Annotated in this window: 14 protein-coding genes; 11 read left to right on the forward strand and 3 right to left on the reverse strand. The window is 73.6% G+C overall.

The window, feature by feature from the left end; all coding sequences use genetic code 11:
* Positions 1-222: 222 nt before the first annotated feature.
* The 3 genes from mshD to ACSUPR_RS18500 form a co-directional block, all read right to left on the reverse strand.
* On the reverse strand, positions 223-1,209 hold the full coding sequence (gene mshD, locus ACSUPR_RS18490; RefSeq protein WP_436885910.1) for a mycothiol synthase: 987 nt from the start codon (positions 1,207-1,209) through the stop codon (positions 223-225).
* Between the two features lie 196 nt (positions 1,210-1,405).
* Positions 1,406-2,434 carry a hypothetical protein gene (locus ACSUPR_RS18495; protein ID WP_436885912.1) on the reverse strand — a complete coding sequence of 343 codons (1,029 nt, stop codon included), beginning with the start codon at positions 2,432-2,434 and terminating at the stop codon, positions 1,406-1,408.
* A 281-nt stretch (positions 2,435-2,715) separates the two neighbouring features.
* Positions 2,716-3,501 carry a winged helix-turn-helix transcriptional regulator gene (locus ACSUPR_RS18500; RefSeq protein WP_436885913.1) on the reverse strand — a complete coding sequence of 262 codons (786 nt, stop codon included), beginning with the start codon at positions 3,499-3,501 and terminating at the stop codon, positions 2,716-2,718.
* Positions 3,502-3,610: 109 nt separating this feature from the next.
* On the opposite strand from ACSUPR_RS18500, the gene ACSUPR_RS18505 reads away from it, so the two are divergent.
* The 11 genes from ACSUPR_RS18505 to ACSUPR_RS18555 all read left to right on the forward strand — a co-directional run bounded on the left by ACSUPR_RS18505 (position 3,611) and on the right by ACSUPR_RS18555 (position 18,691).
* Positions 3,611-3,868, forward strand: a complete 258-nt coding sequence (locus ACSUPR_RS18505) for a MoaD/ThiS family protein (RefSeq protein WP_436892052.1) — start codon at positions 3,611-3,613, stop codon at positions 3,866-3,868.
* A gap of 34 nt (positions 3,869-3,902) precedes the next feature.
* Entirely contained in the window at positions 3,903-4,169 is a 267-nt protein-coding gene (locus tag ACSUPR_RS18510) for a glutaredoxin family protein (protein WP_436885915.1), read from the forward strand.
* Between the two features lie 422 nt (positions 4,170-4,591).
* Positions 4,592-5,287 carry a redox-sensing transcriptional repressor Rex gene (locus tag ACSUPR_RS18515; protein WP_436885917.1) on the forward strand — a complete coding sequence of 232 codons (696 nt, stop codon included), beginning with the start codon at positions 4,592-4,594 and terminating at the stop codon, positions 5,285-5,287.
* 167 nt (positions 5,288-5,454) lie between these two features.
* Positions 5,455-6,927 carry a glutamyl-tRNA reductase gene (locus ACSUPR_RS18520; RefSeq protein ID WP_436885919.1) on the forward strand — a complete coding sequence of 491 codons (1,473 nt, stop codon included), beginning with the start codon at positions 5,455-5,457 and terminating at the stop codon, positions 6,925-6,927.
* Positions 6,924-7,901 (forward strand): hydroxymethylbilane synthase, encoded by a 978-nt coding sequence (gene hemC, locus ACSUPR_RS18525; RefSeq protein ID WP_436885920.1) that lies wholly within the window; start codon positions 6,924-6,926, stop codon positions 7,899-7,901. Before ACSUPR_RS18520 ends, hemC begins: the two co-directional genes overlap by 4 nt.
* Positions 7,902-8,003: 102 nt before the next feature.
* A complete protein-coding gene (locus ACSUPR_RS18530; protein ID WP_436885922.1) occupies positions 8,004-9,692 on the forward strand; it encodes a uroporphyrinogen-III synthase in 1,689 nt (562 codons plus the stop codon).
* 43 nt (positions 9,693-9,735) lie between these two features.
* The gene (gene hemB, locus ACSUPR_RS18535; protein ID WP_436885924.1) at positions 9,736-10,734 is read left to right on the forward strand and encodes a porphobilinogen synthase; all 999 of its coding nucleotides are present in this window, start codon (positions 9,736-9,738) and stop codon (positions 10,732-10,734) included.
* A gap of 92 nt (positions 10,735-10,826) precedes the next feature.
* On the forward strand, positions 10,827-11,486 hold the full coding sequence (locus ACSUPR_RS18540) for a bifunctional DNA primase/polymerase (RefSeq protein ID WP_436885925.1): 660 nt from the start codon (positions 10,827-10,829) through the stop codon (positions 11,484-11,486).
* 906 nt (positions 11,487-12,392) lie between these two features.
* Entirely contained in the window at positions 12,393-14,162 is a 1,770-nt protein-coding gene (locus ACSUPR_RS18545) for a glycoside hydrolase family 6 protein (RefSeq protein ID WP_436885927.1), read from the forward strand.
* A 274-nt stretch (positions 14,163-14,436) separates the two neighbouring features.
* The gene (locus ACSUPR_RS18550) at positions 14,437-17,094 is read left to right on the forward strand and encodes a glycoside hydrolase family 48 protein (protein ID WP_436885928.1); all 2,658 of its coding nucleotides are present in this window, start codon (positions 14,437-14,439) and stop codon (positions 17,092-17,094) included.
* Positions 17,095-17,302: 208 nt separating this feature from the next.
* Positions 17,303-18,691: an endo-1,4-beta-xylanase gene (locus tag ACSUPR_RS18555; protein WP_436885929.1), complete on the forward strand. Its 1,389-nt coding sequence runs from the start codon at positions 17,303-17,305 to the stop codon at positions 18,689-18,691.
* The last annotated feature ends 114 nt before the right edge of the window (positions 18,692-18,805 follow it).

Consider the following 18,805-nt stretch of genomic DNA (forward strand, 5'->3'; position numbering starts at 1 on the left):
GGAAGGCCGCCGCGACCGCCGAACGCAGTGAGGTCGCGATGCGCCGAATGCGAAGGTAGGCCCGCTAGGTGACCAGTTGTCCCAGGGAAGGTGAACGAGAGATGAACGGGATGTCGCACTCCCGTGGCGGCCAAGGGTTTGGCCGGTTAATGTGAGAAGCGGCACGTAGGAGCGGTTCGTCCACACGTGTTCCTCCGCAGGCCCCCGGCCCGCCGCCTCCCCTCACACGTCGCCCGGAGGTCTCTCGGGCGGTGCGTACATCACATCGGTGTCCCAGATCTCGAAGCCCAGCGACGTGTACAGCCGCACGGCCGCCTCGTTGTCCCCGTCCACGTACAGGTGGACCCAGGGCAGCCCGGCGTCGCGCAGGTACAGCAGGCCCTTCAGGGTGAGCGCCCGGCCCAGGCCGGTGCCCTGCCAGTCGGGGTCCACGCCCACCGCGTACACCTCGCCGACGGGCTCGCCGTCGGTCAGCCCGGCGCCGTCGGCGTGCACCTTGGTCCAGTGGAACGCGGCGATCCGCCCGTCCTTGGCGGTGGCCAGGAAGAACCCGTGCGGGTCGAACCAGTCCTCGACCTCCCGCTGGAGCAGGTCGTCCAGGGTGAGCCTGCCCTGCTCGGGGTGGTGGGCGAAGGCGCGGGCGTTGGTGTCGAGCCACGCCTGCTCGTCCTGGCCGACGACGAACGCGCGCACCTGCACCAGGTCGGAGACCTCCGGCCGGAGCACGGGTTCGGGCAGCACCGGCGCGGTCCGCGGCCCGCCCGGTTCGTCCGCGGCGAGGTCGCGCAGCGGCATGCGCATCTTGTGGAGCTCGCGGACGGCCCGCCAGCCGTCCTGCTCGGCGACCGCCACCGCCTGCGGGGTGCGGCCGTGCGCCCAGACGCGGACCCCTCCGGGTCCGGCGTCCCGGTGGACCGAGTGCAGCAGGGCGGTGCCGTGCCCGCGCCCCCGGTGGGCGGGGTCGACGACGACCTCGCCGGAGTCGGGCTCCCCCTCGCCGCGCTCGACGAAGGCGAAGCCCACGACGCGGCCGCCCTCGGAGACCACGTGGAAGCGCGCGCTGCCGGAGGGCGCGCCGTGGCGGACGCGCAGCAGGGTGTGCTCGGACAGGGGTGCGGCGCCGTCGGCTCTGCGGGCGGCCTCGGCGAGCGTCAGCACCTGGTCGGCCGGTCCGGCCGCCAGGTCGTCGGTGACCAGCGGGGTGCTCATGGACCGAAAGCCTACGACGGCGGGCCCGGAAAGGTTCCGTTGGCCTCGCCCGTGGGCGATGCGCGTGCCGCCCGGGCGGGTCCGGCGCCTCTGGACACCGGGCCGGACCCGTGCGCCCCGGTGTCCGGGCCGTCGGGACCCGGACACGGCCGTGCCCCGGCCCCGCGGCGGCGGGACCGGGGCACGGCGGCGGACGTCAGCCCTTGCGGCGCCGTCCCTGGTAGCCGCCCGGGCCGGGGCGGACCCGGCGGGTGGGGGCCAGCGGGGCGGCCAGCAGCAGGGTGAGCAGGAAGGCCGCCAGCAGTACCGCGGGGGCCATGTTCGGTCCCATGTCGGTGTGCTCGGCGGCCACCTCGGTCTCGGCGGCGGCGCCGTCGTCGGTCTCGGTCGGTGTGGCCAGCGGCAGGGTCGCCAGGTCCTCGCCGGGCAGCACGTCGGGCAGTGCCGCCTCGTCCCGGGGCAGCGTGGGGATGTTCGCACCGGTGGTGGGCGCGTCGCTCACGGTGCTCTGCGGGGCGCCCGGCGTCTGCGGGGTGCTCGTCGAGGAGGGGCGGGACGTGGCGCCGTTCGAGGGGCCGGGGGTGCCGGTGGCCGAGGGCCGGGGGGTGGGCCGGGGGGTCCCCCGGTCCTCGGTGGGGGTGGCCGACGGGGTGGGCCGACCGCTCGGGCTCGGAGAGGGGGATTCGCTCGGCGGTTCCGAGGGCGAGGGGGTCGGGGTGGGCGTGGGGGACGGAACGGGCCTGGTGACGGTGACCGCCCAGACCCCGGAGGAGAGGGTGTGCACGTCGGCCGGGGGCACGGTGCAGCCGGTCTCGGGGTCGGCGGCGGCGAACGTCAGCGTGGCGACCACGTCGGTGGACCGCCGGGGGGACCCGGTCACCGCGACGGTGTCCGCGGCGCCGGCGGCGAGCAGGCCGCCGTCGAGGCCGTCGGCGGTGAAGCCCTCGGTGACCCGCATGCCGATCACGCAGATGTCGATGTCGCCGATGTTGCTCACGGTGAGCGTGTTGGGCGGTGCCTGCCGGCCCGGCGTGACGCTGTCCGCGTCGCGGGCGAAGACGACCGAGGCGACCGGGACCGGTTCCGCACTCGGCTCGCCGGGCTCCGTCGGCTCGGCGCCGACGGGGGAGGCCACCGCCACCAGGGTGGATCCGACGAAAGCGGTACCGAGCGCGATACCTACACGTCGGAGGGTGAGCGGGGTGCTCGCGGCGTTGGTGGGCATCGTGGCGGGTTCACTCCTCACGGGCGCGCGCCATGCAGTGGTCCGCACCTGGTCGGGGAGCCGTGCCGCGCCTGGCGTGTACCCCGGGGGTGCCCCACAGATCTTAGGGCGTGACCGCCTCGAACACGAGGTCCCGTACCGCACCGTTCTTGTCCTGTAACGGTGCGTTCCCCGGGGGTCCGCGCCCCGGCCGGACCCCTCACGGACCCGCTCCGCCCGGAACGCACCGCGCCGGGCGCCCCGCGGGGCGCCCGGCGTGCGGGAGGGGCGGGGCGACCGGGTCAGCCCGCGGTGGCCTCGCTGCGCGCGGCGGGCAGCGCCCCGCCGCTCTCGCCGGACTTCGCCTGCTCGGCCCCGGGCGCCTGCGTCCCCTTGCTGACGGGGTCGGGCACGAACCGGTAGCCCACGTTGCGCACGGTCCCGATCAGCGACTCGTACTCCGAGCCCAGCTTGGCCCGCAGCCGCCGGACGTGGACGTCGATGGTGCGGGTGCCGCCGAAGTAGTCGTAGCCCCACACCTCCTGGAGGAGCTGCGCCCGGGTGAACACCCGCCCGGGGTGCTGGGCCAGGAACTTCAGCAGCTCGAACTCCTTGAAGGTGAGGTCGAGGATGCGCCCGCGCAGCCGGGCGATGTAGGTGGCCTCGTCGATGACCAGGTCGCCGCGGCGGATCTCGTCCGGGTCGTCGGTGCCCGCGTCGGCGCCGCCGACGGCCAGCCGGAGCCGGGCCTCCACCTCGGCGGGGCCGGCGGTGGTGAGGATGAAGTCGTTCACCTGCCAGTCCGGGGTGAGCGCGGCGACGCCGCCCTCGGTGAGCACCACCAGCAGCGGGCAGTCCAGGCCGGTGGTGTCCAGCAGGCGGCAGAAGTTCCGGGCGGCCGCCAGGTCGGTACGGGCGTCGACCAGAATGGCGTCGACAGGTGCGCTGGAGCCGGACCCGGCGCCGGACGCCAGGAGTGCGCCGGCCTCGGCGGGCGCCACCCGCACAGAGTGCAGGAGGAGTCCGAGAGCGGGCAGCACGTGATCGGACGGTTCGTTGGAGTTCGTCAACAGAAGCAGATGGCTCATGCGTCTCTTCCCGTCACCCCGCGCTATGCGGGCGATCGAAGGCGCCATTGCCCCCGGTGAAGATTTGTTTAATACGTCGCCTCCGAGCTACACCAAGGATAATCAACAGATGGCGAAGTGCACTATCAGGTACTGGGCCGCGGCCAAGGACGCGGCGGGAATCGCCGAGGACACGGTCGATGCGGCGACTCTCGGTGAGGCCCTCGACGCGGCGCGCCGACTCCATCCCGACGACCGCTTCCTGCGCGTTCTCGGGGTTTCGTCGTTCCTGGTCGGCGACCGGCCGGTCGGCCGCCGGGCCCATGGTGACGTTCCGGTCACGAATGGGACTGTGATCGAGGTCCTACCGCCCTTCGCGGGCGGGTGAGGTGCCCGAAAAGCTTGTGGAACCCGGAGGAAACATGACGGAAACCCCTGCGTGGGCGGGGCTCGCGCGCGTGGTGATGCTCGGCAGGCCGGGGTGCCACCTGTGCGAGGACGCCTGGAAGGTGATCGGCGCGGTGGCCGACGAGGCGGGTGCGAGCCGGGCCGAGGTGTCCCTGGACGAGGTCGCGGACGCCGACCGGGAGGAGTACTGGGACAAGATCCCGGTCACCTTCGTCGACGGCGCCCGGCACGATTTCTGGCGCGTCGACGAGGGCCGGCTGCGTGCCGCGCTGAACTCCTGAACCGCTTCGAAATCATTCCGCCGCACCGTTGCGCGGCGAATCCGGGGCCCGTGTGAACGGGTTTCCCATTCGCTTCTTTCCGGTGCCGGATCGGTCATCGGGGGACAGGGATAACACCATGTCCCATCGGTCCCCTTTCCGCGTGCGGGGAGTGCGGGGCCGCCCCGCCCCGGCGTCCCGCGGTGCGCCGGGGCGCCGCCGCGGCTGGGAACTTATGAGCGCGGCGTCACAACCGACCCCACTTTGTGCGTGCTTTCACAAGCGCGTAACCTAGGGCGTGTTCGGTGGAAGCCCCCGTCCGGCCCGGCGCCCGCGCCGGCCCGGGGAGCCGAACACGCCCTCGGGGCGTCCGACGACCCTCCGGGGGCGCGGTCCCGGCCCCGGCCCGCGCCCGCACGACAGCCCTCAGGAGCAGCCCGCCCGTGACCAGTCGTCCGCCCAGGCCCCGGGAGAGGGGAATCCCGGAGGCCACCGTCGCCCGGCTCCCCGTCTACCTGCGCACCCTGCAGACGCTCCAGGACCGGGGCACCCTCACCGTGTCGTCGGAGGACCTCGCGTCGGCCGCCGGTGTGAACTCCGCCAAGCTCCGCAAGGACCTCTCCCACCTGGGGTCCTACGGAACGCGAGGGGTCGGCTACGAGGTCGAGTACCTCGTGTACCAGATCTCGCGTGAACTTGGTCTCACCCAGGACTGGGCCGTGGCCATCGTCGGCATAGGCAACCTGGGCCGCGCCCTGGCCAACTACGGGGGGTTCGGGACCCGCGGGTTCCGCATCGCGGCCCTGCTGGACGCCGACACCGCCATGGTGGGGCGGCGCGTCGCCTCACTGGACGTGGGGCATATTGACACCCTGGAAGAGGTTGTCCGGGACAAGGGTGTCTCCATAGGGGTGATCACCACGCCGGCCGCCGCCGCGCAGGCGGTCGCGACCCGCTTCGTCGAGGCGGGGGTGGGCAGCATCCTCAACTTCGCCCCCGTCGTGCTGAATGTGCCGGACGGGGTCGATGTGCGTAAGGTCGACTTGTCCATCGAACTCCAGATCCTCGCCTTCCACGCGCAGCGCCGCAACGGCGACGGGGGCCGCGGCGCGGAACCGGCGGGACTGGAACTGACATGAACACGCCGCGGGGCCGCCGGGTCCCGCGGACACGGGTCGCGAGGCCTGCATGAGCGGCGGCGGTGAGCGAGCGTACGCCGCGCTTTCGGGGGGTCGCCCGCACCGGGCGCGGACCCTGCCGGAGCATGAAGAGACGCTGATGTGGTGCCTGCAGTAGGAGAATGCGGATGAGTGTCCTGGCCGTGGGGTTGAGCCACCGGAGTTCACCGGTGGCGCTCCTGGAGCGTGTCGCGCTGAACGGGGAGACCCGCGCCAAGGCCGTCGAGGAGATGCTCGGCACGGAGTCCGTCAACGAGGTCATGGTGGTCTCCACCTGCAACCGGACGGAGATCTACGCCGACGTCGACGCCTTCCACGGCGGTGTCGCCGCCGTGACCGAGATGCTGTCCTGGCACACCGGCGTCCCCCTGGGCGAGCTCTCCGAGCACATGTACGTCCACTACGAGGACCGTGCCGTCCAGCACCTGTTCTCCGTCACCTGCGGCCTCGACTCCATGGTGCTCGGCGAGGGCCAGATCCTCGGCCAGGTCCGCGACGCGCTCAAGGCCGGGCAGGAGACCGGCTCCGTCGGCCGCGTCCTGAACGACCTGGGCCAGCGCGCCCTGCGCGTGGGCAAGCGCGCCCACACCGAGACCCACCTCGACCACGCGGGGGCCGACATGGTGAGCTTCGGCCTCACCGTCGCCCTGCGCAGACTGGGCACCGGGCCCACCGGCGGCGGGGAGCTGACCGCCGACCGCACCGTCCAGGCGATCGGCGCCACCCCCCCGGCCGGCTGCCCCATGTCCACCGCGGGGGGCGACACCGCGGACGCCCCGGGCCTCGCCCGCGCCACCGCCGGGCCCCTGGCCGGGATGCGCGTCCTCATCCTGGGCGCGGGCTCCATGAGCGCGCTGTCCGCCAACACCGTCGCCCGCCAGGGCGCCGCCGCCGTCATCGTGGCCAACCGCACCCGTGAGCGCGCCGACCGCCTCGCCGAGTGCCTCACCGAGGCCTACGAGGGCGTCACCGCCCGCTCCGTCCCCTTCGCGGACGCCGCCGACACCCTCCCCGGTGTCGACCTGGTCGTCTCCTGCACCGGCGCCCAGGGCCTGGTGCTGCCCGCCGAAGCGGTCGCCGCCGCCACCTCCGGCCGCACCCGCCCCCTGGTCTTCCTCGACCTCGCCCTGCCCCACGACATCGACCAGGCCGTGCGCGACCTGCCGCAGGTTCACCTCGTCGACATCGAGGACCTGCGCCGGGCCGCCTCCCACGGCGGCGGCACCGGCGCCGGCCGCGGCGGCGCCCTGGAACTCGTCCGCGGCATCGTGGACGAGGAGGTCGCCGAGTTCCGCACCGTCCGCAGGGCCGCCCAGGTCGCCCCCACCGTCGTCGCCCTGCGCGCCCAGGCCCGCGACGTGGTGGAGGCCGAGCTCGACCGCCTGCACGGGCGGCTGCCCGAGGACCTGGACGACCGCACCCGCGAGGAGATCACCCGGGCCATGCGCCGCGTCGCGGACAAGCTCCTGCACAGACCCACTGTGCGCGTCAAGGAACTGGCCGCCGCCCCGGACGGGGAGTCCTACGAGGCGGCCCTGCGGGAACTGTTCGACCTCGACACCACGACCACGGCGGCTCGCCCCGCCCAGGAGAAGGCATGACCGCCACCACCGGGCCCGCCCGGCTCGCCACCCGCCGCAGCACCATGGCCACCAGCCAGTCCCAGATGGTCGCCGACGCCATCACCGAGCGCACGGGACAGGCCATCGAACTGGTGCTGGTCACCAGCTTCGGCGACGTCACCAAGGCCCACCTGACGCAGCTCGGCGGCACCGGCGTGTTCGTCAACGCCCTGCGCGACGAGCTCACGGCCGGCAGCGTGGACTTCGCCGTCCACTCCCTCAAGGACCTGCCCACCACCCCCGCGGAGGGCCTGGTCCTGGCCGCCATCCCCGAGCGCGACGACCCGCGCGACGCGCTGTGCGCCCGCGACGGGCTGAAGTTCGCCGACCTGCCCGCGGGCGCCAGGATCGGCACCGGCTCGCCGCGCCGCGTCGCCCAGCTCGCCGCCCTGCGCCCCGACCTGGTGTACGTGCCGATCCGCGGCAACGCCGAGACCCGCCTGGGCAAGGTCTCCTCCGGCGAGCTCGACGCCGTCGTCCTGGCCTACGCCGGACTGGTCCGGGTCGGCCGCATGGCCGACGTCACCGACGTGTTCGACCCCGAGCAGGTGCTGCCCGCCCCCGGCCAGGGCGCCCTGGCCGTCGAGTGCCGCACCGAGCGCAGCCGGGAGGACCTGGCCTACCTCTCCAGCGTGGACCACCCGGCCACCCGGATCGCGGTCGTCGCCGAGCGCACCGTCCTGGCCGAGCTCGAAGCGGGCTGCGCGGCGCCGGTCGGCGCCCACGCGCTCTACGACGCCGACCGCGGCGAGCTGCGGCTGCGCGCCGCGGTCGTGGCCACCGACGGCTCCGAGTCGGTGCGCGGCGAACGCGTCGCCGCCGTCGGGGGCGACACCGACGTGGACGGTGCCGCCGCCCTGGGCCGCGACCTGGCCCGCGCCATGATCGCCGACGGCGCCGACCGCATCGTCGCCGCGGCCTTCGCCGAGAGGGAAGCCCCGACCGAGTCCTGAGCCAGAGCCCGCCGGCGGGCACGGCCCGCCGGTCCCGCCCGCGCCCCGGCCACCGCACCCCGGTGCGCGGCACCCCAGACCAGCGGCAACACAGGGAGTCACGTGAACGCCAACGCCAACCCCTCTCCTCCGCCGGAGGAGCAGCGCGCAGTCGCCCGGCCCGGGCACGTCGCCCTGGTCGGTGCCGGGCCGGGCGGGGCCGACCTGCTGACCCTGCGCGGCGCCGAGCTGCTCCGCGACGCCGACGTGGTCATCACCCCGCGCGAGCCCGCGGCCGAGGAGCTGGCGGGTTTTCGCGAGGAGCTCCTCACCCACTGCCGCGAGGACGTCACCACCGTCCGGGCCGAGGACATCGGCGACGTCAACACCTTCGCCGTGGCCCGGGCCCGCGAGGGCCTGCGGGTGGTGCGGCTCTTCTCCGGCGACCCGTTCTTCGGCTGCCGCGGCGCCGACCTCGTCCTGGCCTGCCGGGAGGCGGGCCTGGAGGCGGAGGTCGCCCCCGGCGTCTCCTCCCTCACGGCCGTCCCCACCTTCGCGGGCATCCCGCTGATGGGCCACGGCACCCCCGAGGTGCGCATCCTCAACGCCCGTGTCCGCGGCGCCGAGGTGGACTGGCACGAGGCCGCCGCCGGCGACGCGCCCCTGGTGATCCTGGGCGGCGACGCCCCCCTCGAGGAGCCCGCCGAGTTCCAGGGACCCGGCTTCGACGTGCTGTGCAAGACCCTCATCGCCGGGGGGCGGCCCGCCACCACCCCGGTCGCCGTCGTCCGCGCCGGGGGCACCACCCGCCAGACCACCGTGGCCTCCACCCTGGGCCGGCTGGTCGCCGAGCTCAAGGCCAAGGACGCCAAGGGCCACCACCTCACCGCCCCCGCGATGATGATCGTCGGCGCGCCCGCCGCCCGCCACAGCGAGCTGTCCTGGTACGAGAGCCGCCCGCTGTTCGGCTGGCGGGTGCTGGTGCCCCGCACCAAGGAGCAGGCCGCCGCCCTCTCCGAGCAGCTGCGCGACCACGGGGCGGTGCCCGAGGAGGTGCCCACCATCTCGGTGGAGCCGCCGCGCACCCCGCAGCAGATGGAGCGCGCCGTGCGCGGCCTGGTCACCGGCCGCTACCAGTGGGTGGTGTTCACCTCCGTCAACGCGGTCAGGGCGATCCGCGAGCGGCTGGAGTCCTACGGTCTGGACGCGCGCGCGTTCGCCGGGGTCAAGGTCGCCGTCGTCGGCGAGGCCACGGCCCGCGCCGTCCGCGAGTTCGGCATCCAGCCCGACCTCGCCCCGCCCGAGGACGCCCAGTCCAGCGCCGGACTGGTGTCGGTGTGGCCGCCCTACGACGCCGAGATCGACCCCATCGAGCGGGTGCTGCTGCCGCGCGCCGACATCGCCACCGAGACCCTCGCCGCCGGGCTCACCGACCTGGGCTGGGAGATCGACGACGTCACCGCCTACCGGACCGTCCGGGCGGCGCCGCCGCCCGCCCCGGTCCGGGAGGCGATCAAGGGCGGCGGTTTCGACGCGGTGCTGTTCACGTCCTCCTCCACGGTGCGCAACCTGGTGGGGATCGCGGGCAAGCCGCACAACACCACCGTCATCGCCGTGATCGGCCCCGAGACCGAGAAGACCGCAGTCGAGTTCGGGCTGCGCGTCGACGTCGTGGCACCCAAAGCCTCCGTTTCGGCCCTCGTGGAGGCGCTTTCGGAGTACGGTGCCGCCAAGCGCGCCGAGGCGGTCGAGGCGGGCAAGCCCGTCCTCAAGCCGAGCCAGAAGCGCCGCGGCCGCCGCCGCAAGCTCTGATCCGAGACCACCCCGCAGGAACCCGCCCTCTTCAGGAGTACCCATGGACACCACCGGTCGCGAAGCGGCCTATCCCGCCGCCCGGCCGCGCCGCCTGCGCCGGGGCCCGGCGCTGCGGCGCCTGGTCGCCGAGACCCGGGTGCTGCCGGAGAACCTGGTCCTGCCGATGTTCGTCAAGGAGGGGATCGACGAGCCGGTCGCCATCTCCTCCATGCCCGGCCAGTACCAGCACACCCGCGACAGCCTGCGCCGGGCCGCCCACGAGGCGGCCGAGGCCGGGGTCGGCGGCGTCATGCTGTTCGGCATCCCCGCGCACAAGGACGAGCGCGGGTCGGCCGCCGACGACCCGCACGGGATCGTCCAGGAGGCGCTGCGCGACCTGGCCAAGGACGTGGGCGACGCCCTGGTGGTGATGGCCGACCTGTGCCTGTGCGAGTACACCTCGCACGGCCACTGCGGACCGCTGGAGACCGGCGGGCACGTGGACAACGACCTCACCCTGGAGCGGTACGCGTCCATCGCCGCCGCCCAGGCCGAGGCGGGCGCCGCCGTGGTGGCGCCCAGCGGCATGATGGACGGCCAGGTCGCGGCGATCCGTGCGGGGCTGGACCGGGCCGGGTTCGCCCGGGTGCCGATCCTGGCCTACGCGGCCAAGTACGCGTCCTCGTTCTACGGCCCCTTCCGGGAGGCCGCCGAGGGGGCCCCGCAGTTCGGGGACCGGTCCGGCTACCAGCAGGACCCGGCCAACGCCCGGGAGGCGCTGCGCGAGGTCGCCCTGGACGTCGCCGAGGGTGCGGACATGGTGATGGTCAAACCCGGACTGGCCTACCTCGACATCGTCGCCAAGGTCGCCGAGGCCTCCCCGGTGCCCGTGTCGGCCTATCAGGTCAGCGGTGAGTACGCGATGATCGAGGCGGCGGCGGAGCGCGGGTGGATCGACCGCGAGCGGGCGATCCTGGAGACCCTCACCTCCTACCGGCGCGCGGGGGCCGAGCAGGTCCTCACGTACTGGGCGACCGAGGCGGCCCGCCTGCTCCGGTAGCACGACCGGCCCGTCCCCCGGTCGCGGTCGCCGGGTGCGGGTCCCGAACCGAGGACCGCGCCTGGAACATCGAGAACACCGGGGAGGGCTCCATGGCCGATGTGTTGTACCGACGGAAGCGGCGTCCGGCGATGGACGGCATGGTCGACGCCGCGCTGGGCTACGCGGCGCTGGGCTGGCCCGTGGTGCGGGGCGCCGCACCGGGAGAGGACCGCGCCTGCAACTGCGAGCGGCTGGGCTGTCCGGACCCGGCGGCCCATCCGGCGACCATGGCCTGGGGGGTGGAGGCCAGCACCGACACCGACACGATCCGCCGGTGGTGGGCGGCCGACCCCGAGGCCAACGTGATCCTGCCGACGGGGCGGGTGTTCGACGTCTTCGACGTGCCGCGCGAGGCCGGGGTGATGGCGCTGGCGCGCATGGGCCGGGCCGGCGTCCCCGCGGGCCCGGTCGCGGCGCTGGGGTCGCGGTACCTGTTCTTCGTGGCGACCCGGTCGCCGGTGGACGAGGACGAGTGGTGGTCCTGCCACCTGGACTGCGTACCGGAGGCGGTCGAGGAGATGCCGGGCCTGCGCTGGCACTGCCGGGACAGCTTCGTCCTGGGCGCGCCGTCCCGGCTGCCCGGCGGGGGACAGGTGAGCTGGATCCGCACCCCGCGCGACGGCGGGGGGTCGGTGGTCCTGCCGGACCCGATCGCGGTCCTGGCCATCCTGGCGGACGCGAGCGAGGAGTTCGGCGACACCGCCTCCTGACCGCCCGGGCCGGGCAGGGCCCGGTCCCGGACGGCGACCGGCGGGGCCGGGGGAGTCCTGGCCGCGCGGACACGGAGGGCCGGTGCCCCGGGCGCCGGGGCGCACGGGCGGGTGGTCCGCGGGACGCACGGCCGCGGCCGTGCGGACACGGGCCCGGGCGGGGGCGGTGCGGGTGCCGAGCGCGGGACGGCGGCGGGCCCCGGGCCCCGGGAGCGTCGTCCGCCGGACACACGATCGCGGCCGGGCGTACACGGATCCGTGCGGGTGGCACGGACGCCCGCCGGCCGTGCGGGGCCGAGGGGCGCCGGGACCGGCGCGGCGCGGCGCGGTGTTCCGCGGTCGGGGTCCCGGGGTTTCGAGAAGGTTGCGCGCACGGTCCGGAGCGCGTCCCGACCCCCCCGGACAAGTCGAATTTCGTATTTTTTCGGCGTTTTCGGGGTCTTGACAGCAGCACCGGAATCCCGATCGGTACCACCATTGGCGTCTACCCTTTTCACTTACGCCTCAGGATTCACAGCACCGCCTGGCCGACGAGTAAGTTAATGCCTGTTCACCGGGCATTTCTCTATGGGATTCGGTCCCCTCTGGCACGAAATCTCTTTTTCATGCCCTGTTTACATATCACCATTGCGTGGCTACTCTCATGGGAGCGCTCCCGAACAGAGCGCGACCGCCTTCCAGGCCAGCCGGCCCCGTCCGTCCGTAGTCACTCCGTCGCCCGCCCGGGAACCCCGCTCCATATGGGAGCGCTCCCGAAAGCTGGTCGTCCCCGCCGGAGAAAGCCATGCCCCGCTCACCCCCACCGCAACGACCGCACCATTCGGATTCCACGCAGCAGTCGCGCTCCGCGCGACACCTTCTTTCCTTTCCCTACGGATCACCCCCCTCCGCGAGGAAGCAGAAGAGATGAGCAGAATCCACCGTGCCGCGACACCCGGACCGTCGCACGCACGTAGAGGACCGGCCGCACTGTCCGCCCTGGTGGTGGGCGCCGCACTGGCCGTCGTCCCCGCCACCCCCGCCAGCGCCGACGCCGGCTGCGCCGTGGACTACACGGTCAACGACTGGGGCTCGGGTTTCACGGCGAACGTAGAGATCACCAACCTGGGAGACGCCGTAGACGGCTGGACCCTCGAATGGTCCTTCCCCGGCAACCAGCGGATCAGCAATCTGTGGAGCGGCACGCACACCCAGAGCGGAGCCGACGTCTCCGTCTCCGACGCCGGGTACAACGCCTCCATCGCCACCGACGGCTCGGTGAGCTTCGGGTTCAACGCGAGCTACACCGGCTCCAACGCGGCCCCGCTCGCGTTCGAGCTCAACGGTGTCCTGTGCGACGGCGCGGTCGACCCGGATCCCGACCCCGACCCCGATCCCGACCCGGATCCGGACCCCGATCCCGGCACCTCCGGCCGCGTGGACAACCCCTACGTGGGGGCCGACGTCTACGTGAACCCCGTCTGGTCCGAGAAGGCCGCCGCCGAGCCCGGCGGCGAGGCGGTGGCGGACGAGCCCACCGGCGTCTGGCTCGACCGCATCGGCGCCATCGAGGGCAACGACAGCCCCACCACCGGCTCCATGGGCCTGCGCGACCACCTGGACGAGGCCCTGGAGCAGGCGGACGGCGATCCCCTGGTGTTCCAGGTCGTCATCTACAACCTGCCCGGCCGCGACTGCGCCGCCCTCGCCTCCAACGGAGAGCTCGGCCCCGACGAGATCGACCGCTACAAGAACGAGTACATCGACCCGATCGCCGACATCCTCGCCGACTACGAGGACACCGAACTGCGCATCGTGGCGACCATCGAGATCGACTCCCTGCCCAACCTCGTCACCAACGTCTCCGGGCGCCCGACCGCCACCCCCGAGTGCGACGAGATGCTGGCCAACGGCAACTACGTCGAGGGCGTCGGCTACGCCCTGGCCACCCTGGGCGACATCGACAACGTCTACAACTACGTCGACGCCGGCCACCACGGCTGGATCGGCTGGGACGACAACTTCACCGCCTCCGCCCAGATCTTCTACCAGGCCGCCAACGCCGCCGGGGCCACCCCCGCCGACGTGCACGGCTTCATCGCCAACACCGCCAACTACTCGGCGCTGAAGGAGGACCACTTCTCCGTCGACCAGACCATCGGCGGCGTGCTGGTCCGCCAGTCCGACTGGGTGGACTGGAACCGCTACGTCGACGAGCTGAGCTTCGCCCAGGCCCTGCGCGGCGAGCTGGTCTCCCAGGGCTTCCCGTCCGGCATCGGCATGCTCATCGACACCTCCCGCAACGGCTGGGGCGGCCCCGACCGGCCCACCGGACCGGGCCCGCAGACGAGCGTCAACGCCTACGTCGACGGCGGACGCTACGACCGCCGCATCCACCTGGGCAACTGGTGCAACCAGGCCGGAGCCGGCCTGGGCGAGCGCCCGCAGGCCGCCCCCGAGCCCGGCATCGACGCCTACGTGTGGATGAAGCCCCCGGGTGAGTCCGACGGGTCCAGCGAGTACATCGAGAACCCCGAGGGCAAGGGCTTCGACCGGATGTGCGACCCGACCTACGAGGGCAACGCCCGCAACGGCAACAACATGAGCGGCGCCCTGCCCAACGCCCCGGTCGCCGGGCACTGGTTCTCCGCCCAGTTCCAGGAGCTGCTGGAGAACGCCTACCCGCCCGTCGACTGACCCGGAGACGGTCACCGGCCCCGCGGCCGGTGACCGCCCCCCGGCTCCGACGGCCCCCGGGCACTCCGAGCGGACGCACCGCCCGGGGCCGTCGGCCCCCACCCGGTCCCCCCGCCTCTCGGGGACCGGACGCCGGGCGGGGATCCCGGAACGATCCCCGCCCGGCCCCACACCACCCGAACCCCCTGTCGGTCCCGCCGAGCGCGGGTGGCGTGGCTCCGCCATGCCCGCCCGCCCCCGGGCCCGGTGAGGGGGACCCACCCAGGAGACGCACGTGCACACCCCCCGCACGCGCCGCCGATGGCGCCGACCCTTCTCCCTCCTCGCGGCCACCGCGCTGGCGGCCGCCCTGCTGCCGGCCACGGCCGCCCACGCCGACCCGCTCTGCACGGTCGACTACAAGGTCACCAACGACTGGGGCAGCGGCTTCACCGCCGACGTCACCCTCACCAACCACGGCCCCGGGGTCTCCCCCTGGAGCCTGGGCTGGGACTTCCCCGGAAGCCAGCGGATCACCAACGCCTGGAACGCCACCGCCACCCAGTCCGGGGCCTCCGTCACCGCCACCGCCCCCGCCTGGGCGCCCGGGCTGGCCACCGGGCAGAGCGCCACCTTCGGCTTCCAGGGCACCGGCTCCGGGGCCGCCCCCACCGCGTTCACCCTCAACGGGACCTCCTGCGAGGACGGCGGCGAGGAGCCCGGAGAGGACGGCGAACTCGTCGTCTCCCCGGCGAGCCTGGCCGTGGACCCCGGCGGTTCGGCGACCTTCGGCGTCCACCTGTCCGCCGCCCCCGAGGACGGCGACGTCGACGTGGCCGTCGAGCGCACCTCGGGCTCCGACACCCTCGCGGTCACCGGCGGGGCCGAGCTCACCTTCACCGACGACGACTGGGGCGAGTCCCAGGAGGTCACCGTCACCTCCTCCGGCGACGGCGGCGACCCGGCCCAGGCCGTGTTCACCGTCTCCGCCGACGGCTACGACCCCGTCACCGTCACCGTGCGGGAGCGCTCCGGGGCCACCAACGAGTACGAGGCCGAGTTCCTCGACCAGTACGAGAAGATCAAGGACCCCGCCAGCGGGTACTTCCGCGAGTTCGACGGCCTGCTGGTCCCGTACCACTCCGTCGAGACCCTGATCGTCGAGGCCCCCGACCACGGGCACGCCACCACCTCCGAGGCGTACAGCTACTACCTGTGGCTGGAGGCCACCTACGGCCGCGTCACCGGCGACTGGGAGCCGTTCAACGCCGCCTGGGCCTCCATGGAGACGTTCATCATCCCGGGCACCGCCGACCAGCCCACCAACGCCTCCTACGACCCGTCCTCGCCCGCCACCTACATCGCCGAGTCCACCGACCCCGCCGACTACCCGATGCCGCTCGACCAGGGCGTGCCGGTGGGCAGCGACCCGCTGGCCGACGAGCTGAGCAGCACCTACGGGACCGACGAGGTCTACGGCATGCACTGGCTCCTGGACGTCGACAACACCTACGGGTTCGGGTTCTGCGGCGACGGCACCGACGACGCGCCCGGTTACATCAACACGTTCCAGCGCGGCTCCAACGAGTCGGTGTGGGAGACCGTCCCGCACCCCTCCTGCGAGACGTTCGAGCACGGCGGGCCCAACGGGTACCTCGACCTGTTCACCGACGACTCCAACTACTCCCAGCAGTGGCGCTACACGAACGCCCCCGACGCCGACGCCCGCGCCGTCCAGGTCGCCTTCCAGGCGCACACCTGGGCGAGCGAGCAGGGCAACGAGGGCGCCATCGCCGACAGCGTCGCCGACGCCGCCCGCATGGGCGACTACCTGCGCTACGCCATGTTCGACAAGTACTTCAAGGAGGTCGGCGACTGCGTCGGGCCCCAGGCCTGCGCCCCCGGCAGCGGCAAGGACTCCGCGCACTACCTGATGTCCTGGTACTACGCCTGGGGCGGCGCCCTGGGCAGCGCCGAGTACCCCTGGGCCTGGCGCATCGGCGGATCCTCCGCCCACCAGGGCTACCAGAACGTGATGGCCGCCTACGCCCTCTCCGAGGTCGACGCCCTCAGGCCCGAGTCGCCCACCGGCGCCGACGACTGGGGCACCAGCCTCGACCGCCAGCTGGAGTTCCTCCAGTGGCTCCAGTCCTCCGACGGCGGCATCGCGGGCGGTGCCACCAACAGCTGGGAGGGCGACTACGGGCAGCCGCCCGCCGGGACCCCGACCTTCTACGGGATGTTCTACGACGAGAAGCCGGTCTGGCACGACCCGCCGTCCAACCGGTGGTTCGGCTTCCAGGTGTGGGACATCGAGCGCGTGGCCGAGTACTACCGCATCACCGGCGACGAGCGCGCCGGGGACATCCTCGACGGCTGGGTGCCCTGGGCCATGGCCAACACCACGGTCGGCGCCGACGGCGACTTCGCCATCCCCGCCGACATGGACTGGAGCGGTGCCCCCGACACCTGGACCGGCACCCCCACCGGCAACCCCGGCCTGAGCGTCGAGGTGGTCTCCCACAACCAGGACGTCGGTATCGCCGCCGGGCTGGTCAAGACGCTGCTGCACTACTCCGCCGCCACCGGCGACACGGAGGTGCGGGAGTTCGCCGAGGGGCTGCTGGACGCGCTGCTGCACCACGAGGACGACCTGGGTGTGGCGATCCCCGAGGTGCGGTCCGACTACCGGCGGTTCGACGACCCGTACGGTGCGCCCGACGGCGGACTGTACGTCCCCGACGGCTGGACCGGGACCATGCCCAACGGCGACGTGGTCGACTCCGACTCCACGTTCCTCTCCATCCGCTCCTTCTACGAGGACGACCCCGACTGGCCCCGGGTCCAGGCCTACCTGGACGGCGGGCCGGCACCCGAGTTCACCTACCACCGCTTCTGGGCGCAGGTGGACGTGGCGACCGCCCTGGCGGTCCACGGGGAGCTGTTCGGCTGACGTCCCACGACCCCCGCGGCGGCCGCCGCCGTACAGCCGCCGAGCGCGGCCGTCGCGGGATCCAGGCGGGGGAGGGGCCGGGTCCGGCCCCGGCCCCTCCCCGCCCCCACCCGGGGTCCGGGGCCCGCACGGGCCCCGGGTCCCCTCCCCGTCCGCCCTCTCCCGGGTTCTCTCCGACCCGAGTCCCCGCCGATCCAAGGAGCGACCGATGAAGACGACCACGCGGCGCCGCGGGGCGAGGTTCCTCGCCCCGGTGTTCGCCCTCGCCCTGGCCCTGTCGGCCGGGTCCCCCGCCCAGGCGGAGGACCCGTCACTGCGCGACCTCGCGGACCGGCACGGCCTGCGCATGGGCGTGGCGGTCTCGGCCCACCTGCTCGACAACGCGCGCTACGCGGAGATCGCCGCCGAGCAGTACAACTCCGTCACCCACGAGAACGAGCTCAAGTGGGAGAGCGTCCAGCCCCGTCGCGGCGAGTTCAACTGGTCCGGCGCCGACCGGCTGGTGGACTTCGCCCGGGCCAACGGCCAGGACGTCTACGGCCACACCCTGGTCTGGCACAGCCAGCTGCCGTCCTGGGTGGCCGACGGAGGGTTCAGCCCCTCCGAGCTGGAGGGGGTGATGGAAACCCACATCTCCACGGTCGTGAACCGCTACTCCGACGACATCAGCCACTGGGACGTGGTCAACGAGGCGTTCAACGAGGACGGCACCTTCCGGGACTCGGTCTTCCACCGGACCCTGGGCGAGGACTACATCGCCACCGCGCTGGAGATGGCGCACGAGGCCGACCCCGACGCGCGCCTGTTCATCAACGACTACAACGTCGAGGGGATCAACGCCAAGAGCGACGGCCTGTACCGGCTAGCGTCCTCCCTGGTCGCCCGGGGCGTGCCGCTGCACGGTGTGGGCCTCCAGTCCCACCTCATCGTCGGGCAGGTGCCCGCCAGCATGCAGGCCAACATCCAGCGGTTCGCCGACCTGGGCCTGGAGGTGGTCGTCACCGAGCTGGACATCCGCACCCCCACCCCCGCCTCGCAGCAGCAGCTCCAGGCGCAGGCCGCCGACTACACGCGGGTCTTCCAGGCCTGCATGGCCGTGGACGGCTGCGGCGGCGTCACCGTGTGGGGCGTGAGCGACGCCCACTCCTGGATCCCCGACGTGTTCCCCGGCCAGGGCGACGCACTGCCCTACGACCACCGGTACGAACCCAAGCCCGCCTACTGGGCGATGCACGAGGCCCTGGGCGGTGACGGCGACCCCGGGCCCGGGCCGGGCCCCGGCGGGGCCTGCGCGGTGACCTACACCGTGAGCAACCAGTGGAACCAGGGCGCCGTCATCGACGTGACCGTCCGCAACACCGGATCGGCCGCCGTCAACGGCTGGACCCTGGGCTGGACCCAGCCGTCCGGCCAGCAGATCACCCACTCCTGGAACGCCACCGTCACCCAGACCGGGAGCGGCGTCACCGCCCGGAACGCGTCGTGGAACGGGACGCTGGCCCCCGGCGGCAGCGCCTCGTTCGGGTTCCAGATCACGCACCAGGGCCAGGTGGCCCCACCCACCGGGTTCGAGCTGAACGGCGCCGCCTGCGACTGACCCGCACCGCGCGCCCCCGACCCCCGGGGCTCCCGCCCCCCACCACGGGTGCCCCGGGTCCGCCCCGTCCCGGGGGCCGGACCTCCTCCATCCGGCCTCCGGGGCCCATCCCCT

This window comes from Nocardiopsis dassonvillei (assembly GCF_964273065.1).
Classification (GTDB): Bacteria; Actinomycetota; Actinomycetes; order Streptosporangiales; family Streptosporangiaceae; genus Nocardiopsis; species Nocardiopsis dassonvillei_B.

Bases quoted from the DNA above. Each gene is read 5' to 3' on its own strand.
- mshD (WP_436885910.1), bottom strand. From the start codon at position 1,209: ATGAGCACCCCGCTGGTCACCGACGACCTGGCGGCCGGACCGGCCGAC.
- ACSUPR_RS18495 (WP_436885912.1), bottom strand. From the start codon at position 2,434: ATGCCCACCAACGCCGCGAGCACCCCGCTCACCCTCCGACGTGTAGGT.
- ACSUPR_RS18500 (WP_436885913.1), bottom strand. From the start codon at position 3,501: ATGAGCCATCTGCTTCTGTTGACGAACTCCAACGAACCGTCCGATCAC.
- ACSUPR_RS18505 (WP_436892052.1), top strand. From the start codon at position 3,611: ATGGCGAAGTGCACTATCAGGTACTGGGCCGCGGCCAAGGACGCGGCG.
- ACSUPR_RS18510 (WP_436885915.1), top strand. From the start codon at position 3,903: ATGACGGAAACCCCTGCGTGGGCGGGGCTCGCGCGCGTGGTGATGCTC.
- ACSUPR_RS18520 (WP_436885919.1), top strand. From the start codon at position 5,455: ATGAGTGTCCTGGCCGTGGGGTTGAGCCACCGGAGTTCACCGGTGGCG.
- hemC (WP_436885920.1), top strand. From the start codon at position 6,924: ATGACCGCCACCACCGGGCCCGCCCGGCTCGCCACCCGCCGCAGCACC.
- hemB (WP_436885924.1), top strand. From the start codon at position 9,736: ATGGACACCACCGGTCGCGAAGCGGCCTATCCCGCCGCCCGGCCGCGC.
- ACSUPR_RS18540 (WP_436885925.1), top strand. From the start codon at position 10,827: ATGGCCGATGTGTTGTACCGACGGAAGCGGCGTCCGGCGATGGACGGC.
- ACSUPR_RS18545 (WP_436885927.1), top strand. From the start codon at position 12,393: ATGAGCAGAATCCACCGTGCCGCGACACCCGGACCGTCGCACGCACGT.
- ACSUPR_RS18555 (WP_436885929.1), top strand. From the start codon at position 17,303: ATGAAGACGACCACGCGGCGCCGCGGGGCGAGGTTCCTCGCCCCGGTG.